This is a genomic window from Geobacillus sp. ZGt-1 (assembly GCF_001026865.1).
Classification (GTDB): Bacteria; Bacillota; Bacilli; order Bacillales; family Anoxybacillaceae; genus Geobacillus; species Geobacillus thermoleovorans.
The window spans coordinates 40,154-66,122 of record NZ_LDPD01000013.1; the positions used below are offsets into that span (position 1 = coordinate 40,154).

At 52.9% G+C, this 25,969-nt stretch carries 32 protein-coding genes and 1 pseudogene; 24 read left to right on the forward strand and 9 right to left on the reverse strand.

The window, feature by feature from the left end; genetic code table 11:
* From fadH to VU18_RS04455, 9 genes are all read left to right on the forward strand, one after another.
* Positions 1-707 (forward strand): 2,4-dienoyl-CoA reductase (gene fadH, locus VU18_RS04415; RefSeq protein ID WP_047757784.1); only part of this gene is annotated, 707 nt, incomplete at its 5' end.
* 216 nt (positions 708-923) lie between these two features.
* Positions 924-2,141 (forward strand): EAL-associated domain-containing protein, encoded by a 1,218-nt coding sequence (locus VU18_RS04420; protein WP_011230545.1) that lies wholly within the window; start codon positions 924-926, stop codon positions 2,139-2,141.
* 48 nt (positions 2,142-2,189) lie between these two features.
* Positions 2,190-2,423 (forward strand): hypothetical protein, encoded by a 234-nt coding sequence (locus VU18_RS04425; protein ID WP_011230546.1) that lies wholly within the window; start codon positions 2,190-2,192, stop codon positions 2,421-2,423.
* A 125-nt stretch (positions 2,424-2,548) separates the two neighbouring features.
* Positions 2,549-2,752: an antirepressor AbbA gene (gene abbA, locus VU18_RS04430; protein WP_013145903.1), complete on the forward strand. Its 204-nt coding sequence runs from the start codon at positions 2,549-2,551 to the stop codon at positions 2,750-2,752.
* Positions 2,753-2,854: 102 nt separating this feature from the next.
* On the forward strand, positions 2,855-3,328 hold the full coding sequence (cbpB, locus tag VU18_RS04435; protein ID WP_011230548.1) for a cyclic-di-AMP-binding protein CbpB: 474 nt from the start codon (positions 2,855-2,857) through the stop codon (positions 3,326-3,328).
* 196 nt (positions 3,329-3,524) lie between these two features.
* The gene (gene dapD / locus VU18_RS04440; protein ID WP_011230549.1) at positions 3,525-4,235 is read left to right on the forward strand and encodes a 2,3,4,5-tetrahydropyridine-2,6-dicarboxylate N-acetyltransferase; all 711 of its coding nucleotides are present in this window, start codon (positions 3,525-3,527) and stop codon (positions 4,233-4,235) included.
* A gap of 59 nt (positions 4,236-4,294) precedes the next feature.
* On the forward strand, positions 4,295-5,428 hold the full coding sequence (locus tag VU18_RS04445) for an N-acetyldiaminopimelate deacetylase (RefSeq protein ID WP_011230550.1): 1,134 nt from the start codon (positions 4,295-4,297) through the stop codon (positions 5,426-5,428).
* A 55-nt stretch (positions 5,429-5,483) separates the two neighbouring features.
* Positions 5,484-5,726: a YkuS family protein gene (locus tag VU18_RS04450; protein WP_011230551.1), complete on the forward strand. Its 243-nt coding sequence runs from the start codon at positions 5,484-5,486 to the stop codon at positions 5,724-5,726.
* A 168-nt stretch (positions 5,727-5,894) separates the two neighbouring features.
* Complete coding sequence (locus VU18_RS04455; protein WP_042380182.1) at positions 5,895-6,557, forward strand: TrkA family potassium uptake protein; 663 nt, start codon at positions 5,895-5,897, stop codon at positions 6,555-6,557.
* A gap of 71 nt (positions 6,558-6,628) precedes the next feature.
* Here VU18_RS04455 and rnjA read toward each other — a convergent pair whose 3' ends face one another.
* The 3 genes from rnjA to VU18_RS21040 all read right to left on the reverse strand — a co-directional run bounded on the left by rnjA (position 6,629) and on the right by VU18_RS21040 (position 8,789).
* Positions 6,629-8,296: a ribonuclease J1 gene (gene rnjA, locus VU18_RS04460; protein WP_011230553.1), complete on the reverse strand. Its 1,668-nt coding sequence runs from the start codon at positions 8,294-8,296 to the stop codon at positions 6,629-6,631.
* On the reverse strand, positions 8,293-8,508 hold the full coding sequence (locus VU18_RS04465) for a DNA-dependent RNA polymerase subunit epsilon (RefSeq protein WP_011230554.1): 216 nt from the start codon (positions 8,506-8,508) through the stop codon (positions 8,293-8,295). Before VU18_RS04465 ends, rnjA begins: the two co-directional genes overlap by 4 nt.
* A 146-nt stretch (positions 8,509-8,654) precedes the next feature.
* Positions 8,655-8,789, reverse strand: a complete 135-nt coding sequence (locus tag VU18_RS21040; protein ID WP_014195339.1) for a hypothetical protein — start codon at positions 8,787-8,789, stop codon at positions 8,655-8,657.
* A 176-nt stretch (positions 8,790-8,965) separates the two neighbouring features.
* Between VU18_RS21040 and VU18_RS04470 the strand changes: the two genes are divergently transcribed.
* Positions 8,966-9,748, forward strand: a complete 783-nt coding sequence (locus VU18_RS04470; protein ID WP_020278630.1) for a Cof-type HAD-IIB family hydrolase — start codon at positions 8,966-8,968, stop codon at positions 9,746-9,748.
* Between the two features lie 52 nt (positions 9,749-9,800).
* Here the strand turns inward: VU18_RS04470 and def are convergent, their stop codons facing one another.
* Positions 9,801-10,355 (reverse strand): peptide deformylase, encoded by a 555-nt coding sequence (gene def, locus VU18_RS04475; protein WP_011230557.1) that lies wholly within the window; start codon positions 10,353-10,355, stop codon positions 9,801-9,803.
* 527 nt (positions 10,356-10,882) lie between these two features.
* Here def and VU18_RS04480 point away from each other — a divergent pair.
* The 6 genes and pseudogenes from VU18_RS04480 to VU18_RS04500 form a co-directional block, all read left to right on the forward strand.
* Positions 10,883-11,666 (forward strand): thiamine pyrophosphate-dependent enzyme (locus VU18_RS04480; RefSeq protein WP_236687284.1); only part of this gene is annotated, 784 nt, incomplete at its 3' end.
* A 1-nt stretch (position 11,667) separates the two neighbouring features.
* A pseudogene (locus VU18_RS19245) lies at positions 11,668-11,992 on the forward strand (thiamine pyrophosphate-dependent enzyme); the annotation flags it as partial.
* 3 nt (positions 11,993-11,995) lie between these two features.
* The gene (gene pdhB, locus VU18_RS04485; protein WP_011230559.1) at positions 11,996-12,973 is read left to right on the forward strand and encodes a pyruvate dehydrogenase complex E1 component subunit beta; all 978 of its coding nucleotides are present in this window, start codon (positions 11,996-11,998) and stop codon (positions 12,971-12,973) included.
* A 72-nt stretch (positions 12,974-13,045) separates the two neighbouring features.
* Positions 13,046-14,350 carry a dihydrolipoamide acetyltransferase family protein gene (locus VU18_RS04490; RefSeq protein WP_013145897.1) on the forward strand — a complete coding sequence of 435 codons (1,305 nt, stop codon included), beginning with the start codon at positions 13,046-13,048 and terminating at the stop codon, positions 14,348-14,350.
* Between the two features lie 4 nt (positions 14,351-14,354).
* Entirely contained in the window at positions 14,355-15,767 is a 1,413-nt protein-coding gene (gene lpdA / locus VU18_RS04495) for a dihydrolipoyl dehydrogenase (RefSeq protein ID WP_011230561.1), read from the forward strand.
* Positions 15,768-16,029: 262 nt separating this feature from the next.
* Positions 16,030-16,272 carry a hypothetical protein gene (locus VU18_RS04500; RefSeq protein ID WP_011230562.1) on the forward strand — a complete coding sequence of 81 codons (243 nt, stop codon included), beginning with the start codon at positions 16,030-16,032 and terminating at the stop codon, positions 16,270-16,272.
* A gap of 25 nt (positions 16,273-16,297) precedes the next feature.
* Here the strand turns inward: VU18_RS04500 and VU18_RS04505 are convergent, their stop codons facing one another.
* Positions 16,298-16,678, reverse strand: a complete 381-nt coding sequence (locus VU18_RS04505; protein ID WP_013145895.1) for a DUF1885 family protein — start codon at positions 16,676-16,678, stop codon at positions 16,298-16,300.
* Between the two features lie 197 nt (positions 16,679-16,875).
* Between VU18_RS04505 and VU18_RS04510 the strand changes: the two genes are divergently transcribed.
* Positions 16,876-17,001 carry a GapA-binding peptide SR1P gene (locus VU18_RS04510; protein ID WP_011230564.1) on the forward strand — a complete coding sequence of 42 codons (126 nt, stop codon included), beginning with the start codon at positions 16,876-16,878 and terminating at the stop codon, positions 16,999-17,001.
* Positions 17,002-17,115: 114 nt separating this feature from the next.
* Here the strand turns inward: VU18_RS04510 and VU18_RS04515 are convergent, their stop codons facing one another.
* Positions 17,116-18,588, reverse strand: coding sequence for an aminotransferase class I/II-fold pyridoxal phosphate-dependent enzyme (locus VU18_RS04515; RefSeq protein ID WP_011230565.1), 1,473 nt, complete (start codon positions 18,586-18,588; stop codon positions 17,116-17,118).
* A 157-nt stretch (positions 18,589-18,745) separates the two neighbouring features.
* On the opposite strand from VU18_RS04515, the gene VU18_RS04520 reads away from it, so the two are divergent.
* The 3 genes from VU18_RS04520 (at position 18,746) to VU18_RS04530 (ending at position 21,053) form a co-directional block, all read left to right on the forward strand.
* Positions 18,746-19,705 (forward strand): nitronate monooxygenase family protein, encoded by a 960-nt coding sequence (locus VU18_RS04520; protein WP_011230566.1) that lies wholly within the window; start codon positions 18,746-18,748, stop codon positions 19,703-19,705.
* 232 nt (positions 19,706-19,937) lie between these two features.
* A complete protein-coding gene (locus VU18_RS04525) occupies positions 19,938-20,153 on the forward strand; it encodes a hypothetical protein (protein ID WP_013523313.1) in 216 nt (71 codons plus the stop codon).
* 105 nt (positions 20,154-20,258) lie between these two features.
* On the forward strand, positions 20,259-21,053 hold the full coding sequence (locus VU18_RS04530) for an inositol monophosphatase family protein (RefSeq protein ID WP_011230568.1): 795 nt from the start codon (positions 20,259-20,261) through the stop codon (positions 21,051-21,053).
* A 50-nt stretch (positions 21,054-21,103) separates the two neighbouring features.
* On the opposite strand, the gene VU18_RS18140 is transcribed toward VU18_RS04530, so the two are convergent.
* The gene (locus VU18_RS18140) at positions 21,104-21,274 is read right to left on the reverse strand and encodes a DUF5325 family protein (protein WP_158225548.1); all 171 of its coding nucleotides are present in this window, start codon (positions 21,272-21,274) and stop codon (positions 21,104-21,106) included.
* Positions 21,275-21,392: 118 nt separating this feature from the next.
* Between VU18_RS18140 and typA the strand changes: the two genes are divergently transcribed.
* The 3 genes from typA (at position 21,393) to VU18_RS04545 (ending at position 23,914) form a co-directional block, all read left to right on the forward strand.
* Positions 21,393-23,237, forward strand: a complete 1,845-nt coding sequence (gene typA / locus VU18_RS04535) for a translational GTPase TypA (protein ID WP_011230570.1) — start codon at positions 21,393-21,395, stop codon at positions 23,235-23,237.
* Between the two features lie 90 nt (positions 23,238-23,327).
* Positions 23,328-23,636, forward strand: coding sequence for a YlaH-like family protein (locus VU18_RS04540; RefSeq protein WP_011230571.1), 309 nt, complete (start codon positions 23,328-23,330; stop codon positions 23,634-23,636).
* Positions 23,633-23,914, forward strand: coding sequence for a hypothetical protein (locus tag VU18_RS04545; RefSeq protein WP_011230572.1), 282 nt, complete (start codon positions 23,633-23,635; stop codon positions 23,912-23,914). Before VU18_RS04540 ends, VU18_RS04545 begins: the two co-directional genes overlap by 4 nt.
* 59 nt (positions 23,915-23,973) lie before the next feature.
* Here the strand turns inward: VU18_RS04545 and VU18_RS04550 are convergent, their stop codons facing one another.
* Together VU18_RS04550 and VU18_RS04555 are read right to left on the reverse strand one after the other, a co-directional pair.
* Complete coding sequence (locus tag VU18_RS04550; protein WP_021321494.1) at positions 23,974-24,174, reverse strand: YlaI family protein; 201 nt, start codon at positions 24,172-24,174, stop codon at positions 23,974-23,976.
* A 161-nt stretch (positions 24,175-24,335) separates the two neighbouring features.
* Positions 24,336-24,935 (reverse strand): YhcN/YlaJ family sporulation lipoprotein, encoded by a 600-nt coding sequence (locus VU18_RS04555; protein ID WP_047757725.1) that lies wholly within the window; start codon positions 24,933-24,935, stop codon positions 24,336-24,338.
* A gap of 133 nt (positions 24,936-25,068) precedes the next feature.
* Between VU18_RS04555 and VU18_RS04560 the strand changes: the two genes are divergently transcribed.
* A partial coding sequence (locus VU18_RS04560) for a PhoH family protein (protein WP_047757785.1) occupies positions 25,069-25,969 on the forward strand: 901 nt, incomplete at its 3' end.

The following is a 25,969-nucleotide window of genomic DNA, read 5'->3' on the forward strand; positions in this document are numbered from 1 at the left end:
AGCGGTTTGTTTCTGATGGGGCCAACGTCGTCATTACGGGAAGGCGGGCCGAGGCGCTCGAAGAGGCCAAGCGGGAAATCGCCGCGCCGGATGGAGGGAAAGTGCTTACGATCCCGATGGATGTGCGCAACCCGGAACAAGTGGCGCACATGGTGGAGCGGACTGATGCGGAATTCGGCCGCATCGATGCCCTCATCAACAACGCGGCTGGCAATTTCATTTGCCCGGCGGAAAAGTTGTCGATCAACGGCTGGAACAGCGTCATTAACATTGTGTTAAACGGCACGTTTTACTGCAGCCGGGAAGTCGGCAACTACTGGATTCAGCGCGGCTTGAAAGGGAACATTATCAACATCGTTGCGACATATGCCTGGCATGCCGGCGCCGGGGTCATTCATTCAGCGAGCGCCAAGGCTGGAGTGCTGGCAATGACGCGCACGCTTGCTGTGGAATGGGGGAAAAAGTACGGCTTCCGCGTCAATGCAATCGCTCCCGGACCGATTGAGCGGACCGGCGGGGCGGAGCGGCTTTGGGAATCAGAGGAAGCGGAGCGGATGACGTTGGAAAGCGTGCCGCTCGGGCGGCTCGGGACGCCGGAAGAAATCGCGGCGGTCGCTTCGTTTTTGCTTTCGGATGAAGCCGCTTACATTAACGGCGCTTGCATCACAGTCGACGGCGGCCAATGGCTGAACCGGCGGCCGTTTTAATCAAATTTGCCATAAAGCAAGATGGTCCTCACCCAAAAGGGATTGCAGGCGGTATTTCTTCATTTATCGCGGGCAACCGGCTCATTGCACGCAACGGCCTTTGTCACAAGCGGATTCCCTGCTGTCAGGGGAGCCGCTTTTTTTACGAGTCAGGAACGATTGGGCAATTATGCTATAATAAAGGCAAAGATGGTCGATGGGGATGAGGTGAACACGATGGATGCATTAGACGTGATGGCCAACTTGCCGCAAGTGATTCCGCACTATCAACCGATTTTCAGCGCCGATGAGCATGGGGTCGTCGGCTATGAAGTGCTCGGTCGGTTTCAAACGGAAACAGGGCCGGTCAGCCTTGGGCCGTTTTTTCACGATGAAACCATTCCAGAAGAATTTCGCATCGAAGTGGATGATGTGATCACGAAAAAAGCGCTCGACTATTTTCTGTCGCTTGATGATCAAACGCTGCTCATTTTTTTAAACCGCGACGCCAACTTGCTGATGCTTGACCGCGGCGAGTCGTTTTTGCAGCTGCTTCTCTCCTATGAAGCGAAAGGGTTGGCGCCAAGCCGCATCGTTTTGGAAATCAACGAGCAGCATTTCAAGGGAGACGTCGATCAGCTCAGCCATTTATTGACGTATCTTCGTACATACGGCGTTAAAGTGGCGGTCGACAACATCGCCGAACATAGCATTCATCTTGAGCGAATCGGCGTCTTGTCGCCTGACATTTTAAAAATCGATTTGCGTGAATTGCGGAAAACGTCCGTTCATCAAGCATACCAGGAAATCGTTCACTCGATTTCGCTGTTGGCGCGCAAAATCGGAGCGACGCTCCTGTATGAGGACATCGAAACGTCATTTCAGCTTCAGTATGCTTGGCGGCATGGCGGCCGCTATTATCAAGGGTATTATTTGGCCAAGCCGGCGCCAGAGGTTGTGCCGCGCGATTTGTTGAAAGACTTGCTCCGCCAAGAGTGCCATCGCTTCATCCAGCAGGAAAAGAAAAAGCTTGAAACGCTGTATCAAATTGCTGAGCAGTTTCAGCAGCGGATCAGCGCGCTGCTTGGCAAATACAAAAAAGCCGCCGATTTTAACGAGCTCATTTCCCTGTTGGCCGGCGAGCTCGACGATGTTTGCTTCCGCATTTATGTTTGTGATGAGGACGGCTTCCAGCAGTCGGGCAATATGTTCAAGCGCGGCGGCCGGTGGGAGCTTCAGCCGCAATATTATATGAAAAACTGGAGCTGGCGCCCGTATTTTTTGGAAAACATTATTCGCATGCGCTCGCGCCGAAGAGGGATTTTGTCCGATTTATACACGGATATTGAAACAGGGGAAACGATCCGGACGTATTCGTATCCGATCGATGAGCGCCATTACTTGTTTATTGACTTGTCGTACAGCTATTTGTTTGAGCATGACGCCCATTATTGACTGCATAAAATCGCCTCATTGCGGCAAAGTAAACATGAGGTGAAACTTATGGCACAGTTGACTTTTGTGTTATCCGCCCTCTCTGTATTGATCGCGGTCATTGGGTTCGTCTATACGGTTCGCCTCGGACGCCAACAGCGTTGGCAAGGGGAGCTTGACGGGCCGATTCCGAAAACGGTCGAGGAGCATGCCTACTTGCGCAACCCGGTGTTCCTCGCTTACGTACTCGCTGTCTTGCTCGCCATTTTTGCCATTGGTTATTTGGCGTTGCGCTATTATTGAAAAAAAGGCCATTCCATTCATATGGGTGGCCTTTTTGCCTGTCCGCAAATGACGCTTTTTTCCACGACTTTTTTCCTTTGCCGGCGAATATATATGGAAGCGGAAGAGGCAAAGGGGGAATGGAGATGACGAAGCGGCTGCCGACAAGGCTGTCGGGCGAGGAAGCGGCGTTATTGCTTGACGTTTTGTTCAGCCAGCAATATGCACTCGAGCTCATCCGCTCCGAGCTGGCGGATATCGAAAACGGAGACAAGGAGGTCGATGAACACCGGTACCGGCAGCTGTTGCGTTTATACGACCGACTGTTGACAGAGGAAGAGGAAGGATAAAAATTGTTGTGCACTATCGCTATCGCAGGAAGCGATAGTCTTTTTTATGGTATGATAACAATGTGGAGAGGAGAAGATGCAGAAGAAAGGCGGAACATCGGCATGACATGGGAACACAATGAATTCATGCAAATGACTGTCAAGCCATTTCTGATTCCGGCGGATAAAGTGGCGCATGTGCAGCCGGGAAATTATTTGGATCATGCGCTGCTCGTCCTGACGAAAACCGGCTATTCAGCGATTCCAGTTCTCGATACATCGTATAAACTGCATGGGCTCATCAGCATGACGATGATGATGGATGCAATTTTAGGATTGGAGCGCATCGAATTTGAACGTCTCGAGACGATGAAGGTCGAAGAAGTGATGAACCGAAACATTCCGCGCCTGCGGCTTGACGACAGCCTGATGAAGGCAGTGGGGCTTATTGTCAATCATCCGTTCGTGTGTGTGGAAAATGACGACGGATATTTTGCAGGCATTTTCACTCGACGGGAAGTACTGAAGCAACTGAATAAACAGCTGCACAGGCCTAATGGCGGCCGGAAGCTAGGCCGAAAAGAGGCTGAACAATGAGCAGAAAGATAATCGTGTGCAATAACAAGAGCAGCTGGCTTTGGCTGATCAGTTCGGAAGCTGCGTGGCAACTTCCGCAAGTGCAAGCCTTCGAGAAGATATTTACAGCATTTTGCTCGATGAATTTGTGCTTGTCACAATGATCTCTGTTTTGCTAAAGTAAAAAAGAATACAGGTGTAAAGGAGGATATCGCCCATGAAGATGATGGACGCCAATGAAATCATTTCCTTTATTCAAAACAGCAAAAAATCGACACCAGTCAAAGTATACATAAAAGGGGATCTCGAAGGCATCGATTTCGGCTCAAGCGCCAAAACATTTATCACGGGCAACGTCGGCGTCGTGTTTGGCGAATGGCAAGACATTCAAGCGGCAATCGAAGCGAATCAAGACAAAATCGAGGACTATGTCGTCGAGAACGACCGCCGCAACTCGGCCATTCCGCTCCTGGATTTGAAAGGCATCAAGGCGCGCATTGAGCCGGGCGCCATCATCCGCGACCATGTCGAAATCGGCGACAACGCCGTCATTATGATGGGAGCGGTCATCAATATCGGCGCCGTCGTCGGCGAAGGAACGATGATCGACATGAACGCGGTGCTCGGCGGCCGGGCGACGGTCGGGAAAAACTGCCATATCGGCGCCGGCGCGGTGTTGGCAGGCGTGATCGAGCCGCCATCAGCCAAGCCGGTCGTCATTGAAGACGATGTGCTCGTCGGGGCGAATGCCGTTATTTTGGAAGGCGTCACGGTCGGCAAAGGAGCGGTTGTGGCTGCCGGCGCCGTTGTTGTCGAAGACGTGCCGCCGTATACGGTCGTGGCCGGCGTGCCGGCGCGCGTCATTAAGCAGATCGACGAGCAAACGCGGGCGAAAACGGAGATTAAGCAGGAGCTTCGCCAATTATAATCATCATAAAAGCTGTCCCTTCACACGAGGACAGCTTTTTTGCCCATGGAGGAGAGACGATGTCTGCGATCAGCCCATTTGTCGCCATTCGCCGCGACTTGCATCAAATTCCGGAGCTTGGGTTTCAGGAGTTTAAGACGCAGCAATATTTGCTTCGCTATATCCAGTCCCTGCCGCAAGAGCGGCTTCAAGTCCGGACGTGGAAAACGGGGATTTTCGTCAAAGTCAACGGAACATCGCCGCGCAAAACGATCGGCTACCGCGCCGATATGGACGGGCTGCCGATTCGCGAGGAGACCGGCTTGCCGTATCGGTCGAAACATGAAGGGCGCATGCACGCGTGCGGCCACGATGTGCATATGAGCATCGCTCTTGGTGTGCTCACCCATTTTGCTCATCATCCACTGAAAGACGATTTGCTGTTTGTATTCCAGCCGGCCGAGGAAGGACCGGGCGGAGCAAAGCCGATGTTAGAAAGCGACATCATGCGGGAATGGAAGCCGGATATCATCGTCGCCTTGCATATTGCGCCGGAATATCCCGTCGGCACGATTGCAACGAAAGAAGGGTTGCTGTTTGCCAATACGTCGGAGCTGTTTATCGATCTGAAGGGGAAAGGTGGCCACGCGGCGTTTCCGCATTTAGCGAATGACATGGTCGTCGCCGCCTGCGCATTGGTGACGCAGCTGCAGTCGATCGTCGCCCGCAACGTCGATCCGCTCGACAGCGCGGTCATTACGATCGGAAAAATTGCCGGCGGGACGGTGCAGAACGTCATTGCGGAGCACGCCCGGCTCGAAGGAACGATTCGGACGCTGTCGACTGCAGCGATGCAGAAGGTGAAGCGGCGGATTGAAGCGATCGTGCATGGCATTGAAGTCGCGTACGAATGTGAAGCATCCATCGATTACGGTGCCATGTACCATGAAGTGTATAATGATCCGGATCTGACAGCGGAATTTATGAAGTTTGCCAAGGCGCACGGCGGCGTGAATGTGATCCGTTGCAAAGAAGCGATGACTGGCGAAGATTTCGGCTATATGCTGGCGGACATCCCGGGTTTTATGTTTTGGCTTGGCGTCGCCTCACCATATGGGCTGCACCATGCAAAACTGGCTCCGAACGAGGAAGCGATCGACCGCGCCATCGCGTTTTTAATCGACTATTTTTCATGGAAAGGAAACGCAGAATGAAGTATAGTTCCGCCTCTAGCAACACACATTAATGAGTGTGAGGAGGTGGATTGTGATGGCGAAAATTGGTGTTGAGCCATCGTTGACGGACGTACAGGAAGCGTTGAAAGAGCGAGGATATGACGTTGTGCCGCTCCGAGGGGAGCAAGACGCAAGAGGCTGCGACTGCTGCGTCATTACCGGCCTGGACGCCAATATCGCCGGCATTCACAACATCGTGACGTCCGGTCCGGTCATTGAAGCGAGCGGGCTCACCGCAGAAGAGATTTGCCAAAAAGTCGAAGAAAAACTTCGCTGATGACGAACGTTCGGGCTGTGTGCGCTGGCAGCCCGCTTTTGGGCGAAATGGCAAAATCGCATAGCGTAAAGGAATGGTGGAAAAGGAACGAAGAACGTTTTCGTTCCTTTTTCTTTTTTGCTAAAATAAGGGGAGAAACAATGCTTGATCAACGATGGAGGAGTGTCAATGAAAAAGAAACAGTTTGCCGTCATCGGCCTCGGGCGCTTTGGCGGCAGCATCTGCCGGACGCTGAGCGAACAAGGGATGGAAGTATTGGCCATCGATATTGATGAAGACCGGGTAAACGAATTTGCGTCGATCGCTTCGTACGCCGTCGTCGGCGACACGACCGATGAAAACGTGCTGAAAAGTTTAGGCATCCGCAACTTCGACCATGTCATTGTCGCGATCGGCGACAACATCCAGGCGAGCATTTTGACGACCCTGATTTTAAAAGAGCTCGGCGTCAACCATATTACGGTCAAGGCAACGAACGATTACCATGAGAAAGTGCTGAAAAAAATCGGCGCTGACCAAATCGTGCATCCAGAACGGGACATGGGCGAGCGGATCGCCCACAACTTGATTTCCAACAACGTCCTAGATTATCTGGAGCTGTCGGACAAATACAGCATTGTCGAAATCGTGGCAAGCGAGCGGCTTGACGGCCATTCGCTTTTGGAGCTTGACATCCGCGCCCGCTATGGCATCAACATCGTCGCCATCAAGCGTGGAACAAGCGTCATCGTCTCCCCGCTCGCCTCGGAAATCATCCGCAAAGGCGACGTGTTGGTCGTCATCGGCGCTGACAGCGACATTGACCGGTTTGAGGAAAAAGTGGTCGGTTGACGGCTGGCAGGCGGCCTGTGCATGATGATGACGGAAAAAGGGCATCCTTTTACAAGGACGCCCTTTTTTCTTTAGATTTCCATGATGATCGGCAAAATCATTGGCCGCCGTTTCGTCCGCTCGTACAAGAACGGAGCGAGCGTTTCCGTAATTTCGTTTTTGATCTCCGACCATTGGTTCGTTTTCCGTTCCAGCACTTTTTCGAGATGCTTGGAGATCAACACTTGCGCTTCGCTGATTAAGTCACCTGACTCACGCATATAGACGAAGCCGCGAGAAATAATGTCCGGGCCGGCGGCGATTTTGAACTCTTTCATGTTGATGCTGACGACGACAATCACGAGCCCTTCCTCAGACAAAATGCGGCGGTCGCGCAAGACGATGTTGCCGATGTCGCCGACACCGCTGCCGTCGATGTAGACGGAGCCGGACGGGATCTTGCCGACGATGCGCGCTTCTTTGTCGCTGATGCCAAGCACTTCGCCGTTGTCCATAATAAAGCAGTTTTCCTCCGGCACGCCGCAGTCGATGGCGAGCTTGGCGTGCATTTTTTGCATGCGGTATTCGCCGTGGATCGGCATGAAATATTTCGGCTTCATCAGCCGGATCATCAATTTTTGTTCTTCCTGCCCACCGTGGCCGGACGTATGGATGTCGTTGAGCGGGCCATGGATGACTTCTGCGCCGGCGCGGTACAGCATGTTGATTGTCCGGTTGACGCTCACCGTGTTGCCCGGAATCGGCGATGAGGAAAAGACGACCGTGTCGCCCGGGATGATTTGAATTTGCCGGTGCGTGCCGTTGGCGATGCGCGACAAGGCGGCCATCGGCTCCCCTTGGCTGCCGGTGCATAAAATCGTCACCCGGTTGGCCGGCAGGCGGTTGATTTCGTTCGCGTCGACGAACGTGCCTTTCGGACATTTGATATAGCCGAGGTCTTGTCCGATCTCAATCGCCGCTTCCATGCTTCGACCGAAGACAGCGATTTTTCGGTTGTTGGCGACGGCTGCTTCCGTCACCTGTTGGAGACGGTGGATGTTTGATGCAAATGTGGCGAAAATGATGCGTCCTTCCACCTTGCGGAAAATGTCGTGAATGCTTTCACCGACGCGCCGCTCCGACATCGTAAAATGCGGGATCTCGCTGTTCGTGCTGTCCGACAGCAAGCAAAGAACTCCTTCTTTCCCAATTTCGGCCATTTTTGTCAAATTGGCCGGCTCGCCGACCGGCGTAAAGTCGAATTTAAAATCCCCAGTGTGAACGATTTGCCCGACTGGCGTTTTCACAACAATACCGTAGCTGTCCGGAATGCTGTGTGTCGTCCGGAAAAAGGTGACGGCCGTTTTTTGAAAGCGGATGACATCGTCTTCGCGAATCTCAATGAGTTTCGCTTGGCGCAACAATCCATGTTCCTCAAGCTTATTGCGAATCAGCCCAAGCGCTAATTTGCCGCCGTAAATCGGGATGTTCACCTGCCGGAGCAAATACGGAATGCCGCCGATATGGTCTTCGTGCCCGTGGGTGATGAACAGTCCTTTCACTTTGTCCGCGTGCTTCACTAAATAGGAGTAGTCTGGAATGACATAGTCGATCCCGAGCAGCTCATCTTCCGGAAACTTAATGCCTGCGTCAATGACAATGATTTCGTCTTGGAATTGTACGCCGTATGTATTTTTTCCAATTTCACCCAGTCCGCCGAGGGCAAAAACGCCAACTTGCTGATCTGTCAACAGCTTCATGATGAAATCTCCAATACTTGAAAGTTCGGGCTTTTCTTTTCGTATTCTAGATGCGCTCCCTCTAACGGCTGAATATACTCAATATTGATCGGACGGCCTTCGAGTTTTCGGCGTACATCCCGCTCTGATTCTGCTTCGATGTAGAGTGTTTTCGTTTTTTCTCTCACGGGCGCCTCGTCTGCGTTTTCTTGGTAAAACACTTTGAAAATCATCGTGAAATCTCTCCTTATCGTACAATGGTTGCTCTATCTATTATATAAGAATGTAACTTTCTTTTCATGTATTTTGTTGCCAAAAGCAAAAAACAGGCGTGAGATGTGCCGACGATATGCATCATCTTTGACGAATGTTGCCCGCTTTATTCGCCAAAGTGGGAAAGAAGCCCTTCGAATGGAAGGGCTGTTGTTGTAACGGTCAGGCGATCAATTTTTTCCGGAGCAGGTCTTTCCACTGTTGAAGCAGCTTTTTTTTCAGCTTTTTCAACATGTTTCATCACTCCTTACCTTTTATTGTACTCATTTTGCGGCGAAAGTAAATGTTCTATTATATATGATATGTAGGCGGAGGTTTGTTTTTCATGGGTAAAAATGGAACAGATCGTGCCTCTTGGTTGACATTCCGGGCGTTTTTCAGTACGGTAGACAATGAACAATTTTTTAACAAGGGGAAGTGAACGTGGGCAGAAAAATCGTCTTTTTCGACATCGACGGCACGCTTCTTGATGAGCAAAAGCAGCTGCCGCTGTCAACGATCGAAGCGGTTCGCCGCCTGAAGCAGTCGGGCGTTTATGTCGCCATCGCCACCGGACGCGCTCCGTTTATGTTTGAGCATGTGCGCAAACAGCTTGGCATCGATTCGTTCGTCAGCTTCAACGGTCAGTACGTCGTTTTTGAAGGGAACGTGTTATACAAGCAGCCGCTCCGGCGCGAGAAAGTCAGGGCGCTGACAGAGGAAGCCCACAAAAACGGCCATCCGCTCGTCTTTATGGATGCGGAGAAAATGAGAGCGAGCATCGGCGACCATCCGCACATCCACGTCAGCATGGCGAGTCTAAAATTCGCCCACCCGCCTGTCGACCCTCTTTATTATGAGAACAAAGACATTTATCAAGCGCTTCTGTTTTGCCGCGCCGAGGAAGAAGAACCGTATGTGCGCAACTATCCCGAATTTCGCTTCGTCCGTTGGCATGACGTCTCGACGGATGTGCTGCCGGCAGGGGGCTCGAAGGCGGAAGGCATCCGCATGATGATCGAAAAGCTCGGGATCGATAAGAAGGATGTGTACGCGTTCGGCGACGGATTGAATGACATTGAAATGCTCTCGTTCGTCGGAACCGGGGTGGCGATGGGCAACGCCCATGAGGAAGTGAAAAGGGTCGCCGACTTCGTTACGAAACCGGTCGATAAGGAAGGCATTTGGTACGGATTGAAACAGCTGCAGCTCATCCGATAAAAAGCGGCCTTGGCCTTTTCGGCGAGGCCGCTCGCCATTGACAGCGGGCTTTTTAGCGCCCGATTGGAATCGCCCCGTCCGGCACTTGAAACGGGTCATCGGGGTTGATGCGGTCATAGAACATAATGCCGTTTAAATGATCGATTTCATGTTGGAAGACGATGGCCGGCAGCCCTTTCAAGCGCAGTGTGACTTCTTCGCCGTCGATCGTCGTCCCAGTGACCGTGATGCGGGCATAGCGCGGCACATACCCTGGCACGTCGCGGTCGACCGACAGGCAGCCTTCCCCGGTCGTCAAGTAACATTGCTGGACGGAATGGCTGACGATTTTCGGATTGAACAAGGCGTAGCTGTACAGCGTCCCGTTTTCATCGGTGACATGGACGGCGATCATCCGCTTTGAGACGTTGATTTGCGGGGCGGCAAGGCCAATGCCGGGCCGCAGGCCGTATTTAGCTGCCAGCTCCGGGTCTTGGCTCATTTTCACGTAGTCAAGCAAGCTTTGCAAAATGCGCTTATCTTCCTCTGAAGGCGGCAACGGAACGGGTTCGGCGATTTTCCGCAATGTCGGGTGCCCCTCTTTGATGATGTCCTTCATCGTGATCATTCGCTTCGTTCACTCCCTACGTTTGGCATCGCTGTCTATCGTTTAGTCTAACAAAATGAGCATCGATCGTAAATAAAAACGCAACCGCACGAATATATTATTCGAGTATAAGGAAAACAATAAGACAAATTCGAGAAAACGTTTTCATTATCTTGTCAAGCCACTGTGTGTTTTATATTTTGTGAAAATATAATACAGAACTCATACAGATGGTGAGGAATGTAATATAACAGTTTGTGGGCGGAATATTGCCAATTCCAATTTCACCCAAAAAATAAAGCGAAAAAACATGAGAAATCAAAGTCGTTGACGGTTGATCCAAGAACGTGTAAACTAAAACTTGCAAATGCATATTGTACTAATTCAGTCTTGAAAAATAGTGAAACAGATTTCGGCGCCTTTGTTGCTTGTGTTGGCGCCGGATGGCGGCCGTTTTTTATTTCTCTTTCATTTTGGGTACATTAATAGTATATGGGCGAATGTATTCTCATTTCTAAAATTTCTAATGAAAGGCAGAGGTGAATAACATGGGTGTGAAAACCTCCCAGTTTCGATTTGCGGAGCAGCTCGAGAAAGTAGCCGAGCAGTTCCCGACGTTTCAAATTTTGAATGAAGAAGGCGAAATCGTCAACGAAGAGGCGATGCCGGAGTTAAGCGATGAGCAGCTGAAAGAGCTGATGCGCCGCATGGTGTATACGCGCATACTCGACCAGCGCTCCATTTCGTTGAACCGCCAAGGCCGACTCGGGTTTTACGCGCCGACCGCCGGGCAAGAAGCGAGCCAAATCGCCAGCCATTTTGCGCTTGAGAAAGAAGATTTCATTTTGCCGGGATATCGCGACGTTCCGCAAATCATTTGGCACGGGCTTCCGCTTTATCAAGCGTTTTTGTTCTCGCGCGGCCACTTTCATGGCAACCAAATTCCTGAAGGCGTCAACGTCTTGCCGCCGCAAATCATCATCGGCGCCCAATACATTCAAGCGGCCGGCGTGGCGCTCGGCTTGAAAATGCGGGGCAAAAAGGCGGTGGCCATTACATATACCGGCGATGGGGGCACATCGCAAGGCGACTTTTATGAAGGGATCAACTTCGCGGGGGCGTTTAAGGCACCGGCCATCTTTGTTGTGCAAAACAACCGCTTTGCCATCTCGACGCCAGTGGAGAAGCAAACGATCGCCAAAACATTGGCGCAAAAAGCGGTCGCTGCCGGCATTCCGGGCATTCAAGTCGACGGCATGGATCCGCTTGCGGTCTACGCCGCGGTGAAAGCAGCCCGCGAACGCGCCATTAACGGCGAAGGGCCGACGCTCANCGAAACGCTTTGCTTCCGCTACGGTCCGCACACGATGTCCGGCGACGATCCGACGCGCTATCGTTCGAAAGAACTCGAAAACGAATGGGCGAAAAAAGACCCGCTTGTCCGCTTCCGCAAGTTTTTAGAAGCGAAAGGTTTATGGAGCGAAGAGGAAGAAAACCGCGTCATCGAGCAGGCGAAAGAGGACATCAAGGAAGCGATCAAAAAAGCGGACGAAACGCCGAAACAAAAAGTGACCGACTTAATCAGCATCATGTTCGAAGAGCTGCCGGCGAACTTAAAAGAGCAGTATGAAATTTATAAAGAGAAGGAGTCGAAGTAAGCCATGGCGCAAATGACAATGGTTCAAGCGATCACCGATGCGCTGCGCATCGAGATGAGAAACGATCCGAACGTGCTGGTGTTTGGCGAAGACGTTGGGGTCAACGGCGGCGTATTCCGGGTGACCGAAGGGCTGCAAGCTGAGTTTGGCGAAGAACGTGTGTTTGATACGCCGCTGGCCGAATCGGGGATCGGCGGTTTGGCGATCGGCTTGGCCTTGCAAGGGTTTCGCCCAGTGCCGGAAATTCAGTTTTTCGGGTTCGTCTATGAGGCGATGGATGCGATTTGCGGACAAATGGCGCGCATCCGCTACCGCACTGGCGGCCGCTACCATGTTCCGATTACGATTCGTTCGCCGTTTGGCGGCGGCGTCCATACGCCAGAATTGCACTCAGACAGCTTAGAAGGACTCGTCGCCCAACAGCCGGGCTTGAAAGTCGTCATCCCGTCGACGCCGTATGATGCGAAAGGATTGCTCATCTCGGCGATCCGCGACAACGACCCGGTTATTTTCCTTGAGCATTTGAAACTGTACCGTTCGTTCCGACAAGAGGTGCCCGAAGGAGAGTACACAATTCCGATCGGCAAAGCAGACATTAAGCGTGAAGGGAAAGACATTACGATTATCGCGTACGGGGCCATGGTGCATGAATCGTTAAAGGCGGCGGCAGAATTAGAGAAAGAAGGCATTTCTGCCGAAGTCGTCGACTTGCGCACCGTGCAGCCGCTCGATATTGAGACGATCATTGGTTCGGTCGAAAAAACGGGCCGCGCCATCGTCGTTCAAGAAGCGCAACGGCAAGCCGGCATCGCCGCCAACGTCGTTGCTGAAATTAACGAGCGCGCGATTTTAAGCCTTGAGGCGCCTGTATTGCGCGTCGCCGCGCCGGATACCGTCTATCCGTTCGCTCAAGCAGAATCGGTGTGGCTGCCGAACTTTAAAGACGTGATCGAGACGGCGAAAAAAGTGATCAACTTCTAATGTGGACAAGTCCGGGGGAGCGAAGCGCCTTCCCCCGCTCATTTTCGGCAAACGATAGGAGGTCGACCTACAGTGGCATTTGAATTTAAGCTGCCGGACATTGGCGAAGGCATTCACGAAGGCGAGATCGTCAAATGGTTCGTCAAGCCGGGCGATGAAGTGAACGAAGACGACGTGTTGTGCGAAGTGCAAAACGACAAAGCGGTCGTCGAGATCCCATCTCCTGTCAAGGGGAAAGTGCTTGAGATTCTCGTCCCGGAAGGAACGGTGGCGACGGTCGGGCAAACGCTCATTACGCTCGATGCGCCGGGCTATGAAAACATGACGTTTAAAGGACAAGAACACGAAGAAGTGAAAAAAGAGGAAAAAGCGGAAACGGTGTCGAAAAAGGAAATGGTTGAGACCGCTGCTCCGAGCGCACCGGCGGCCGAAGCGGAAGCCGACCCGAACCGCCGCGTCATCGCGATGCCGTCTGTGCGCAAATATGCGCGTGAAAAAGGCGTCGATATCCGCCTCGTCCAAGGCACGGGGAAAAACGGCCGCATTTTGAAAGAAGATATTGATGCCTTCCTCGCCGGCGGCGCGAAAGCCGCGGCTGAGCCGACGCCGCAAGCGGCGGAAGAGAAGGCAGCGCCGCAAGCGCCAGCGGCGAAACCGGTTGTGCCGGAAGGCGAATTCCCGGAAACGCGCGAGAAAATGAGCGGCATCCGTCGGGCGATCGCCAAGGCCATGGTGCATTCGAAACATACGGCCCCGCACGTGACGCTGATGGACGAAGCCGATGTGACGAAGCTTGTTGCTCACCGAAAAAAATTCAAGGCCATTGCCGCGGAAAAAGGCATCAAGCTGACGTTCTTGCCGTATGTCGTCAAAGCGCTTGTTTCCGCGCTGCGTGAATATCCGGTGCTGAATACGTCGATCGACGATGCGACGGAGGAAATTATTCATAAGCATTACTACAACATCGGCATCGCCGCTGATACGGATCGAGGGTTGCTCGTGCCGGTCATTAAACATGCCGACCGGAAGCCGATTTTCGCGCTGGCGAAGGAAATCAACGAACTCGCTGAAAAAGCGCGCGAAGGCAAACTGATGCCAAACGAAATGAAAGGCGCATCGTGCACGATCACGAACATCGGCTCAGCCGGCGGGCAATGGTTTACGCCGGTCATCAACCATCCGGAAGTGGCGATTCTTGGCATCGGCCGCATTGCCGAAAAACCGATCGTCCGCGACGGTGAAATTGTCGCTGCTCCGGTCTTGGCGCTCTCGTTGAGCTTTGACCATCGGATGATCGACGGAGCGACGGCGCAAAAAGCGCTCAACCATATCAAGCAGCTGTTAAGCGATCCAGAATTATTATTAATGGAGGCGTAAAACGATGGTAGTTGGCGATTTTGCAATTGAAACAGAAACGCTCGTCGTTGGCGCCGGCCCTGGCGGCTATGTCGCCGCCATCCGCGCCGCACAGCTCGGCCAAAAAGTGACGATTGTGGAAAAAGGAAATTTGGGCGGCGTCTGCTTAAACGTCGGTTGCATCCCGTCCAAGGCGCTTATCTCGGCAAGCCATCGCTACGAGCAGGCGAAGCATTCCGAAGAGATGGGCATCAAGGCGGAAAACGTCACGGTTGATTTCTCGAAAGTGCAAGAATGGAAAGCGAGCATCGTCAAAAAATTGACGGGCGGCGTCGAAGGACTTCTCAAAGGCAACAAAGTCGACATCGTCAAGGGGGAAGCGTACTTCGTCGACGCCAATACGGTGCGCGTGGTCAACGGCGATAGCGCGCAGACGTATACGTTTAAAAACGCGATTCTGGCCACCGGTTCGCGTCCGATCGAGCTGCCGAACTTCAAGTTTTCCGGCCGCATTCTCGACTCGACCGGTGCGCTCAACCTCGGGGAAATCCCGAAATCGCTCGTTGTCATCGGCGGCGGCTACATCGGCATCGAACTCGGTACGGCTTACGCCAATTTTGGTGCGAAAGTGACGATTCTTGAAGGGGCCGGTGAGATTTTATCCGGCTTTGAAAAGCAAATGGTGTCCATCATTAAGCGCCGTCTGAAGAACAAAGGGGTCGAAGTTGTGACGAATGCGCTCGCAAAAGGAGCCGAAGAGCGTGCAGACGGCGTGACGGTCACGTATGAGGCGAACGGCGAAACGAAAACGATCGACGCCGACTATGTGTTGGTGACGGTCGGCCGCCGACCGAATACAGATGAACTTGGTCTTGAACAAATCGGCATCAAAATGACGAACCGCGGCTTGATTGAAGTGGACCAACAATGCCGGACAAGCGTGCCGAACATTTTCGCCATCGGCGACATCGTTCCAGGCCCGGCGCTTGCTCATAAAGCGTCGTATGAAGGGAAAGTGGCGGCGGAAGCCATCGCCGGCCATCCGTCGGTAGTGGATTACATCGCCATTCCGGCTGTGGTCTTCTCCGATCCGGAATGCGCCTCGGTCGGCTACTTTGAACAACAGGCGAAAGAGGAAGGCATCGACGTCATTACGGCGAAATTCCCGTTTGCCGCCAACGGCCGCGCTCTGTCACTCAACGATACGGACGGTTTCCTGAAGCTTGTCGTCCGCAAAGAAGACGGCGTTGTGATTGGAGCGCAAATCATCGGCCCGAACGCCTCGGATATGATCGCCGAGCTTGGGCTGGCCATTGAAGCCGGCATGACGGCGGAAGATATCGCGTTGACGATTCATGCCCACCCGACGCTTGGCGAAATCGCCATGGAAGCGGCGGAAGTGGCGCTTGGCACGCCGATTCATATCATTGCGAAGTAACGGAAAACGAAGGTGCCCCAAACACAGCGGGGCACCTTTTTCCTGCGGTGCAATAAGCAGGGAACATCATCCAGAAGCAAGATGATTGGCAGAAAAGAAATGAATCTGCGGCGACAGCTGTATGTTCGCCTGTTGCTGCGCCCGGTCGACAGTCTTTTGTCCAAAGGAGCGGCCTGGTCCATTTCTTGTCCAATTTCCCATACTATTTTCCGCTCTCGCTTCATATCGTTATGGTAAAGAACAAGCGGGAGATGGAGTTGAAATGAAAGCTTACGTTGCATTTTTGATGCAGATGATGATTTGGAGCAGTTTCTCATTGATCGAGTGGCTGTCAGGAAGAGACCGCCTGTTTTTCCGCGGGCTGATGCTGTGCATCTTTATGTACATCGCGTTTTTGCTGGCCCGCCAGCTCGGCTTGGCGACGCGCAAGGCGGCGCTGACGACGATTGGGACGGCGGCGGTGTACTTTGCCGGTCAGCATGTCATTTGGCAGGCCGTTCAATAAAAAACAGCGGTCGAATGCCCGCTGTTTACGCGCTGCCAAACACCATTGTCCGGCCGCTGAACAAGTGCAGTTCACCGCCGAGCGTTTTCGCCAGCCATTTGCTGAATTCATTGGCCTTCCCTTTATCCCCATGCGTCGCCCCCGGCGGCAGTGCGATGTCAATGAATGTCTCTTCTCCAGCTGTTCGCACGGAAATCGCCATCCCTTTGTACAAACGGCCGTCGCCTTGCAAGTAGAGAACGGATTCGTGTATGCGGACCGTATACGGGAAGGCGGCCTGTTCGTACGCCCAACCAAGCTGTTCCCCTGTCTTTTTGAGCGCCATCTGGTAGCGCTCGAGCAGCTGTTTGACGTCCTCGATGGTCATCGTTTTCCCCGCAGGCAGCTTTAGATCGGTGTTCATCATTCCTTCCCCTCCCACCATTTCCATTGCGTCTTTATCCTTATTGTACCATATGTTGGCGGACAATAAATGGAAAAAGGGCGTTTTCAAAAAAGTTCTTTTTTATTAAATGTGATATACAAATTAGGATTGACAATTGAAATGTGATATATTATTATGAAATCAACAAGCGAATTTATCATCACAAAGGGGTTTTGGGGATGGGCACGATCGTATGTCAAACGTGTGATGCGACGATTGCGTATTTCGAAGATGAAAAAGTGACGACGCTTTATGGGAAATGTGATTGCTGCGAGCATGACAATGAGGGCGGAGAAAAAGAATAAAACGGTCAAACCGATGGGGGAAAGGAACGGATAGAGGCGCGCATGTCGACAAGTCACATGCGCGCCGTTTATTTTTGGCAAACAAGCACAAGCCAGGCAAACCGGCTTGTGCGGTCAGCGGATCGGTTTATATTCCTTAATGACACGCAACGTCTGCAGCGTGTCGTCTTCCGGCCCTTGGACAGGGAGGCCGGCAGCCAAGTTCGTCTCAATATACTTCAAGTTTTCTTCCGTGATGATTTCGCCTGGAATAAAAATTGGAATGCCAGGCGGATACACCATCACAAATTCGGCGATGATTCGGCCGGCCGATTCGTGAAACGGCACGACTTCCGTTTCGGCGTAAAACGCATCGCGCGGCGTCAAGGCGAGCGCCGGGATGTCCGGAAGGAGCACTTTCGGCTTGATCCCTTTCTCTGCCTGATGGCTGAACTGCTTCGACAAGCGGCGGAGCGCTTCAACGAGCAGGCTCGCCTCCCGTTCGGTATCGCCCGGGGTGATGATGCACAAAATGTTGTATAAATCGGAAAGCTCGACTTCAATGTTGTACGTTTCGCGCAGCCACCGTTCGACGTCATGGCCGGTCAGCCCGAGCTCTTTAACCGAAATGATGAGCTTTGTCGGATCATAGTCGTACGTTGCTTCCGTGCCTAAAATCTCTTCGCCGACGCAGTACAAATATGGAATCTCGTTGATTTGCCGGCGCGTCCAGTCGGCGAGTCGAATGGCTTTGTCGATGAGTTCACGCCCTTTCGTCGCCAACTGTTTGCGGGCGACATCAAGCGAAGCGAGCAACAAGTACGACGTTGAAGTCGTCGTCAGCATGCTTAAAATCGCCTGCACGTGTTTCGCGGAGACGAGTCCTTCGCGCACATTCAAAATCGAGCTTTGCGTCAGCGATCCGCCGAGCTTATGGACGCTTGTCGCCGCCATATCGGCGCCCGCTTGCATCGCTGAGAGCGGCAAGTCCTCATGAAAATGAATGTGCACGCCGTGCGCTTCGTCGACAAGCACCGGAACGTTGTACGAGTGGGCGATATCGACGATTTTTTTCAAATCGCCGGCAATGCCAAAGTACGTCGGGTTGATGACGAGCACCCCTTTGGCGTCCGGGTGCTGGCGGAGCGCTTTTTCCACTGCTTGCGGCGTAATGCCATGGGAAATGCCAAGCTCTTTGTCGATTTCGGGATGAATGAAAATCGGCGTCGCTCCAGAAAAGACAATGGCCGACATGACCGATTTATGGACGTTGCGCGGCACGATGATTTTATCGCCCGGCCCGGCGACCGACATGACCATCGTCATGATGGCGCCGCTCGTTCCTTGCACGGAAAAAAACGTATAATCGGCGCCGAACGCTTCGGCAGCGAGCTCCTGCGCCCGTTTGATCATCCCTTTTGGATGGTGCAAGTCATCGAGCGGGCTGATGTTGATTAAATCAATCGCCAAGGCGTTGTCTCCGATGAAAGCGCGAAACTCCGGATCCATGCCGGCCCCTTTTTTATGGCCGGGAATGTGAAATTGAACCGGATTTTTTTTCATATGCTCCAACAAACCGGTAAACAATGGTGTCTCGAGTTGCGACAATGGTTTTTCACACCTCTTTATCTCGAGGATAAAACAAGTGCATTATAGCATGGATTTTTCCGTTTGCAAAGAAGAAATGAATGGACGCTGAAAAAGGAAAACAGCGGTTCAAGAGAGAAATAAAAGAAAGACAAAACAAAAAGGGGGCGTTATCGAAATGAAATGGAGAACGAGGGTGACAGAGCTGCTCGGCATTACATATCCGATCATTCAAGGGGGACTCGCTTACTTGGCGTACGCTGATTTGGCCGCAGCGGTCTCGAACGCCGGTGGGCTCGGACAAATTACGGCGATGTCGCTCGATGGACCGGAGCAACTGCGCGAGGAAATCCGCAAGGTGAAGGAAAAAACCGATCGGCCGTTCGGCGTCAATTTCGCCATTGGCCAGCACGGCCGCCCGTTTGCTCATATGCTTGAAGCAGCGCTTGATGAGGGGGTGCCGGTCGTTTCGGTCACCGGCGGCAATCCAGCGCCGTTTTTTGAACAATTGAAAGGAACGAACGTGAAAAAGCTCGTGCTCGTTGCCGCCGTCCGCCAAGCAGTGAAAGCAGAGGAGCTCGGTGCTGATGCGGTGATGGTCGTCGGTCAGGAAGGGGGCGGGCATCTCGGCAAATACGATACTGGCACGTTCGTCCTTATTCCGAAAGTCGTTGACTCCGTATCGATTCCGGTCATCGCCTCGGGCGGCATCGCCGATGGACGCGGGTTGATGGCGGCATTGGCGCTTGGAGCGGAAGGGATTGAGATGGGAACGCGGTTTATCGCCACGAAAGAATGCGTTCATGCTCATCCCGCATATAAAGAAATGATTCTCAACGCCACCGAAAACGATACGGTCATCATTAAACGGTCGCTCGGGGCGCCAGGGCGGGTGCTGGCCAACGCCTGGGCGGAAAAAATATTGGAAATCGAGCGCCAAGGCGGTACGTATGATGATTTAAAAGAATATATTAGCGGAGAAGCGAACCGGCGCTTCATTTACGAAGGAAAGGTGGACGAAGGATTCGCTTGGGCCGGGCAGGCGATCGGGCTCATTCACGACGTTCCGTCCGTCGCTGAGTTGTTTGCCCGCATGATTGAAGAGGCGGAACAAATTCGGCGCCGTTGGGCAAACTAACGGTGGAGGTGGAACAATGGGTTATTCCTATCCATTTTCCTACGACTGGTCAACACAAGAAATCATTGATGGTCATAGTTCCCCTTGGATTATCGCTGTGGTATAATTCGAGCCACAACGGAAGCGCGGTAGGTAAACGCACAAATTAGTTGCATACACCCCTTTTTCCACATAATATAATATAAAACAAAATGAAGCAGCACATTCGTGACGGGCGCCGGAAGTTTAGCGGATGATAGGGAAAGGGGTGCGGACGAATATGAAAAAAACCGCCAATTCGCTGAAGCGACCAGATGGAGACAAACGCATGGCGGTGTTGCGGCTCGAACTCGATTACGAATTAGCGACGCTGTACGAGGCCATGATGGAAAACGATGAAGAAAAGAAAAAAGAGTGCAAACGGCGGCTTGAAAAGCTGCGCCAAGAACTGATGCGCCTTCAAGTATGATTCTGATTCAAGGCGAACCATCTTTCCGGTTCGTTTTTTTCTTGAGCGGTGTCCGCCCCCGTTCCGGTTGCGATCTATACATAACCGAAGGCAGGAGGAATCAATATGGCAGAAAAATGGGAAGAAATCGACCGATACGCCCGGCAATGGATCGACGAAGCAGGAAAGCGCATCCGCGCCTCGTTTGCAAAACAGCTGACGGTGGAAGCGAAAGAGAACCCGAACGACTTAGTGACGAACGTTGACCGCGCCATTGAGCAATTTTTCGCCGAGCACATCCGCCGCCAGTTCCCTAGCCACCGCCTGTTGGGGGAAGAAGGATTTGGCGACCGGATCGATGCCTTGGACGGCGTTGTTTGGGTGATTGACCCGATCGACGGCACGATGAATTTCGTTCATCAGCGGCGCCATTTTGCTGTATCGATCGGCATTTTTGAAGATGGCATCGGACAGCTCGGCTACGTGTATGACGTCGTGTTTGACGAACTGTATGCGGCGCAAAAAGGGCGAGGGGTGTTTTTGAACGGGGAGCCGCTTGGCCTCCTGCAGCCCGCGCCAGTGACGGAGTCGATCATTGCCATCAACGGGACATGGCTCATGGAAAACAAGCGCCTCGACCATCGCCCGCTCATGAGGCTGGCGAAAGAGGCGCGCGGCACGCGCTCGTATGGTTCAGCGGCGCTTGAGCTCGCGTATGTTGCCGCCGGCCGTTTGGACGCCTACATTTCGCCGCGCCTGTCGCCGTGGGATTTCGCCGGCGGGATGATTTTGATTGAAGAAGCGGGCGGAATGGTGACGACCCTTGACGGGAAGCCGCTGGATCTGCTTGGCCGCAATTCGGTGCTTGCTGCGAAACCTGGGGTGCACGAAGAAATTTTGCGGCGCTATCTTCACGATTGATGGGGCGCGAAATCGCGAAAACGGGACAAGCATCCAGCTTGTCCCGTTTTTCAACGCGTCCGTTTTTTATGGGCGAACCCGGCGCCCATGGCGGCGATAAAGATGAGCGTGGAAGCGGCGATGCCGATCAAACTTTGCTCGGCGATGAAGACGCCGATCGCCATGATGGCGGCGACGGCAAAAATGGCGAGCAACAGCGGTACAGGCTCGATCCGTTTCACTGGGTTGACTCCTTTCTGGCAAAGTGGGCGTCTTTTTCTAGTGTACCGGAAAACATGCCGATTTTCTATCGGTTGTGATATAATAGACAAGCAGTTTGCCGAACAGGAGTGACCGACATTGACGAACAAACGAATCGATCTTCGCAATATCGCGATCATCGCTCACGTCGACCATGGGAAAACGACGCTCGTTGACCAGCTGCTTCGGCAGTCAGGGACGTTCCGCGAAAACGAACAAGTCGCGGAGCGGGCGCTTGACCGCAACGATCTGGAGCGGGAGCGCGGCATTACGATTTTGGCAAAAAACACTGCTGTCTTGTATAAAGGAACGCGCATCAACATTTTGGATACGCCGGGACACGCTGATTTCGGAGGGGAAGTGGAGCGGATCATGCGCCTTGTCGACGGCGTCTTGCTTGTCGTCGATGCGTATGAAGGCTGCATGCCGCAGACGCGGTTTGTGCTGAAAAAGGCGCTTGAGCAGCAGCTTGTGCCGATCGTCGTCGTCAACAAAATCGACCGCGAATTTGCTCGGCCGGCGGAAGTCGTTGATGAGGTGCTCGACCTGTTTATCGAACTTGGTGCTTCTGAGGAGCAGCTCGAGTTTCCAGTCGTGTACACATCAGCGCTGCGCGGGACGGCAAGCCTCGATCCGGATCGCCAGGACGGTGACATGACCGCCTTGTTTGAGACGATCATCGAGCATATTCCGGCGCCGGCGGACAACCGCAGCGAACCGTTGCAGTTTCAAGTGGCGCTGCTCGACTATAATGAATATGTCGGACGCATCGGCATCGGCCGCATTTTCCGCGGCACGATGAAAACAGGCCAGCAAGTCGCTCTCTTAAAGCGCGACGGTGCCGTCAAGATGTTTCGTGTCACGAAGCTGTTTGGTTTTATTGGGTTGAAGCGGATTGAGATTGAAGAAGCGCACGCTGGCGACATCGTCGCGGTCGCCGGGATGGAGGACATCAATGTCGGTGAAACGGTTTGCCCGCCCGATCATCAAGAGCCGCTGCCGCCGCTTCGCATCGATGAGCCGACGTTGAAAATGACGTTTCTCGTCAACAACAGCCCGTTTGCGGGGCGCGAAGGCAAATACGTGACGGCGAGAAAGCTGGAGGAGCGGCTTCGCACCCAGCTGGAGACGGATGTCAGTCTGCGCGTTGAGCCGACCGAGTCGCCGGATGCGTGGATTGTCTCCGGCCGCGGGGAGCTTCATTTGGCGATTTTGATTGAAAGCATGCGCCGCGAAGGATACGAACTGCAAGTATCGAAGCCGGAAGTCATTCTAAAAGAGATTGACGGTGTCACGTGCGAGCCGATCGAGCGGGTCGTCATTGACATCCCGGAGGAATATACGGGAGCGATCATGGAGTCGCTCGGTAGCCGCAAGGGCGAGCTCGTCGATATGGTGCACGGCGACAACGGGCAGGTGCGTCTCGTCTTCCTTGTGCCGTCGCGTGGCTTGATCGGCTATCGGAGTGAATTTATGTCGTTGACGCGCGGATATGGAATTTTAAACCATTCGTTTGACCATTATGCCCCCGTGCAGCCTGGCGCCATCGGCGGCCGCCGCCAAGGGGTGCTCGTCTCGATGGAAACCGGAAAGGCGACGGCTTACAGCATCATGCAACTTGAGGATCGCGGCGCCATTTTTGTTGAGCCGGGCACTGAAGTGTACGAAGGGATGATCGTCGGCGAGCATAACCGCGAAAACGACCTGGTCGTCAACATTTGCCGCGAAAAACATGTCACCAACATGCGTTCATCGACGAAAGAACAGACGGCGACGATGAAAAAGCCGCGTCTGTTGACGCTTGAAGAAGCGCTCGAGTATTTGAATGATGATGAATATTGTGAAGTGACGCCAGCCTCGATCCGGTTGCGCAAAAAAATCTTGAATAAAAGCGAGCGTGAAAAGGCGGAGAAGAAAAAGAAAGCGGTTGAGCAGGCGAAATAGCCGGAAGCGCCATGCGCGCGTCTTTAGTTTGCGAACAATCGAAAACGCCTTGGAGAAGGGCGCTATTAGGATGAACGGGAGGGGAATGATGTGAATGTGCTCGAACGGCTCACGTTTTTCGCCTCGCTTTATAAGGTGCACGATCATCCCGAGCGAGGTATGTGGCTATTGTATGTGACAGTGTTGTTGCTTGCCGCGCTTGTGTATCGACTCGGTTTTGCCCGCCGCCTGCCGCTGTTGAAAAACGTCATCATTTACGTCTTGCTGGCGCTTGGCTGCACGGTTTTGACCTTTTTTGCCGTCTTTTTGCCGGTGGCAGAAGGATTGGCCGTCGCCGCCCTCGTATTAATCATTTATAAAGTGCGCCTGAAGCAGGCGAAAGAGGGAGAAAAGTCATGAAATCCGTGCAGGATGCCCTTTATAACTGGCTGACGATCCACATCGTCGCCAAAGCCCGTCCGCACGATGCGGCGGCGCGCGATACGGCCTCGTTTTTCCGCGCCATCTTGGAAAACGACTTTGGTGTGACGGCCGTAGACGCCGTCAAAGATGAAACGAATGGGCAATACATCGTCGAATATGTGCGCGGCGGGGAAACAAAGGCGGCGTGTTTCCCGCTTGAGCTGGCTGAGGCGATGTGGCGGCAGATCGAAGCCGAACCGGAAAAGTATGGATGATGACAACCAAAAAGGCGCGGAAAAGCGATCGCTCTTCCGCACCGTTTTTTTTTGCGGGATCACCAATCATCGCCTGCGCGGCGGCCGCGATAGAAGCGGAACTTTCCTGTTGCCAGCCGCTGTTTCGTTTTTTCGGCGATGCGGTCGTGGCATTCGCGGCACATGTACGTGTGGATCGGGCGGTTGCGCAGCCGCTTGGCGAGCGGCGATTCATCGTCGATCGTATCGATTTGGTCGCAAAGCACGCATTTGACTCTCATTGTTCACCTCAATACATCCAAACGCGAAATGGTAGAGTGTTCTTTCGTTCCTATTATACCACATTTCCCGCGATCGTTTGTTGATTCAAATGCATTTCACTCCCGCTTTCCTCGGAAATGAGCCGCGCTTTCTGTTCCATTATAACCCACACAGAAACCGTTTATCGATTTAAATGTTCATTCGATTGCTTGTTTTGCTGTTCGTTCAGTTGCCGCTCCTCCCGTTCGTTCAGCTGTCCGTCATTTTCTTCGGTCGGCTTCGGCGTCGTTTCAAACAAGTCGCTCGGCACTTCCGGCATCACTCGTCCGACGATGTCGGCGATTTCGTTCATGAACGCTTGCACCGGCCTCCCCTCATCGATTTGCCGGCCGATGTTGCGCACGCGGGTGTAAAGATCTGGGTCAGCGACAATAATAGCGTTCGCGCCGTACGGATCTTTTTGCAATGCTTCGGCGACGGAATATTTGATGGTGCCGACGCGTGAGGCATCCATATTGGCGCCGACGTCAATGCCGACGATGGCATATTTGCCGACGACGATCGCGGCGGCATTGTGAACGTTTGGAACACGGTCGGCGATTTCTGCAAGCCGGCGGGCGATCTCTTGCCCGGATTTGTTCTCGACGCGTTCATCGACCGTATTTTTGACACGCACGAGTGAACGATTGGACTCGTTCGCTTCATGATCGTTTCCAAACGTGCAGCCGCTGAAAATCAAAAGGGGAAGGAAGAAAACGGCGAGCCAGCAGTTTCTCTTCATAATGGGCCACCTCGACTTTTTTTCTTTAGTTTGCAAATGTCCTTCTATCTTTATACATGTTTTCATATGTTGTATTACAGCCATTCCCATCCAACGGAAAAACGTGAAAAACTCACATGGGGGGAAGCGGAATTTGGGAAAAAAAATTTACGTGCTCGATACGAACGTGCTGTTGCAAGATCCGTATTCGATTTTCGCGTTTGAGGATAATGAGGTCGTCATTCCAGCGGTCGTGCTTGAGGAAGTGGATTCGAAAAAGCGATATATGGATGAAATTGGTAGGAATGCCCGCCAAGTGTCAAAGCTCATCGACCGTCTGCGCGAAAACGGCAAGCTGCATGAAAAAATTCCGCTTGAAAACGGAGGGGCGCTTCGCATTGAGTTGAACCATCGTTCGTTTCATCAACTGCAAGAAATTTTTGTCGAAAAAACAAATGACAACCGCATTCTGGCGGTGGCGAAAAATTTATCGCTTGAAGAGCAGGCGAAGGAAGATGGACGCTCTGTCATTTTGGTGAGCAAGGATGCGCTCGTGCGCGTCAAAGCGGATGCCATCGGGCTGCAGGCAGAAGACTTTTTAAGCGACCGCGTCGTTGATGTCGACCATATTTACAGCGGATTTTTGGAGCTGTACATAGGAAAGGACCACCTGCAGCGGTTTTACGACAAAGGGGAGCTCGTGCTCGCTGATATCGCCGACCACCCGTTTTATCCGAACCAGTTCATCATTATGAAAGACGCGTTTGGCAGCTCGGCGTCAGCGATTGGCATTGTCGACCAAAACGGCAAAAAAGTGAAAAAGCTCATCTTCCATCACGAACATATATGGGGCATTCGCCCGCGCAACGTGCAGCAGACGATGGCGTTTGAGCTTCTCATGCGCGACGACATTCCGCTTGTGACGCTAATCGGCAAAGCCGGAACGGGCAAGACGTTGCTTGCCCTTGCCGCGGGGTTGATGCAAACGGAAGATTTGCGCACATACAAAAAATTGCTCGTCGCTCGGCCGATTGTGCCGATGGGGAAAGATCTCG

What these genes read in the sequence shown, in the direction of transcription:
- VU18_RS04550 (WP_021321494.1), bottom strand. Translation starts at nt 24,174, where the DNA reads ATGAGAGTCAAATGCGTGCTTTGCGACCAAATCGATACGATCGACGAT.
- VU18_RS04520 (WP_011230566.1), top strand. Translation starts at nt 18,746, where the DNA reads ATGAAATGGAGAACGAGGGTGACAGAGCTGCTCGGCATTACATATCCG.
- VU18_RS04455 (WP_042380182.1), top strand. Translation starts at nt 5,895, where the DNA reads ATGAAAAAGAAACAGTTTGCCGTCATCGGCCTCGGGCGCTTTGGCGGC.
- VU18_RS21040 (WP_014195339.1), bottom strand. Translation starts at nt 8,789, where the DNA reads ATGAAACATGTTGAAAAAGCTGAAAAAAAAGCTGCTTCAACAGTGGAA.
- VU18_RS04505 (WP_013145895.1), bottom strand. Translation starts at nt 16,678, where the DNA reads ATGATGAACACCGATCTAAAGCTGCCTGCGGGGAAAACGATGACCATC.
- VU18_RS04450 (WP_011230551.1), top strand. Translation starts at nt 5,484, where the DNA reads ATGGCGAAAATTGGTGTTGAGCCATCGTTGACGGACGTACAGGAAGCG.
- rnjA (WP_011230553.1), bottom strand. Translation starts at nt 8,296, where the DNA reads ATGAAGCTGTTGACAGATCAGCAAGTTGGCGTTTTTGCCCTCGGCGGA.
- lpdA (WP_011230561.1), top strand. Translation starts at nt 14,355, where the DNA reads ATGGTAGTTGGCGATTTTGCAATTGAAACAGAAACGCTCGTCGTTGGC.
- VU18_RS04465 (WP_011230554.1), bottom strand. Translation starts at nt 8,508, where the DNA reads ATGATTTTCAAAGTGTTTTACCAAGAAAACGCAGACGAGGCGCCCGTG.
- VU18_RS04530 (WP_011230568.1), top strand. Translation starts at nt 20,259, where the DNA reads ATGGCAGAAAAATGGGAAGAAATCGACCGATACGCCCGGCAATGGATC.
- VU18_RS04555 (WP_047757725.1), bottom strand. Translation starts at nt 24,935, where the DNA reads ATGAAGAGAAACTGCTGGCTCGCCGTTTTCTTCCTTCCCCTTTTGATT.
- VU18_RS04545 (WP_011230572.1), top strand. Translation starts at nt 23,633, where the DNA reads ATGAAATCCGTGCAGGATGCCCTTTATAACTGGCTGACGATCCACATC.
- VU18_RS04445 (WP_011230550.1), top strand. Translation starts at nt 4,295, where the DNA reads ATGTCTGCGATCAGCCCATTTGTCGCCATTCGCCGCGACTTGCATCAA.
- VU18_RS04510 (WP_011230564.1), top strand. Translation starts at nt 16,876, where the DNA reads ATGGGCACGATCGTATGTCAAACGTGTGATGCGACGATTGCGTATTTC.
- cbpB (WP_011230548.1), top strand. Translation starts at nt 2,855, where the DNA reads ATGACATGGGAACACAATGAATTCATGCAAATGACTGTCAAGCCATTT.
- VU18_RS04420 (WP_011230545.1), top strand. Translation starts at nt 924, where the DNA reads ATGGATGCATTAGACGTGATGGCCAACTTGCCGCAAGTGATTCCGCAC.
- VU18_RS04500 (WP_011230562.1), top strand. Translation starts at nt 16,030, where the DNA reads ATGAAAGCTTACGTTGCATTTTTGATGCAGATGATGATTTGGAGCAGT.
- dapD (WP_011230549.1), top strand. Translation starts at nt 3,525, where the DNA reads ATGAAGATGATGGACGCCAATGAAATCATTTCCTTTATTCAAAACAGC.
- VU18_RS04425 (WP_011230546.1), top strand. Translation starts at nt 2,190, where the DNA reads ATGGCACAGTTGACTTTTGTGTTATCCGCCCTCTCTGTATTGATCGCG.
- pdhB (WP_011230559.1), top strand. Translation starts at nt 11,996, where the DNA reads ATGGCGCAAATGACAATGGTTCAAGCGATCACCGATGCGCTGCGCATC.
- def (WP_011230557.1), bottom strand. Translation starts at nt 10,355, where the DNA reads ATGATCACGATGAAGGACATCATCAAAGAGGGGCACCCGACATTGCGG.
- VU18_RS04525 (WP_013523313.1), top strand. Translation starts at nt 19,938, where the DNA reads ATGATAGGGAAAGGGGTGCGGACGAATATGAAAAAAACCGCCAATTCG.
- abbA (WP_013145903.1), top strand. Translation starts at nt 2,549, where the DNA reads ATGACGAAGCGGCTGCCGACAAGGCTGTCGGGCGAGGAAGCGGCGTTA.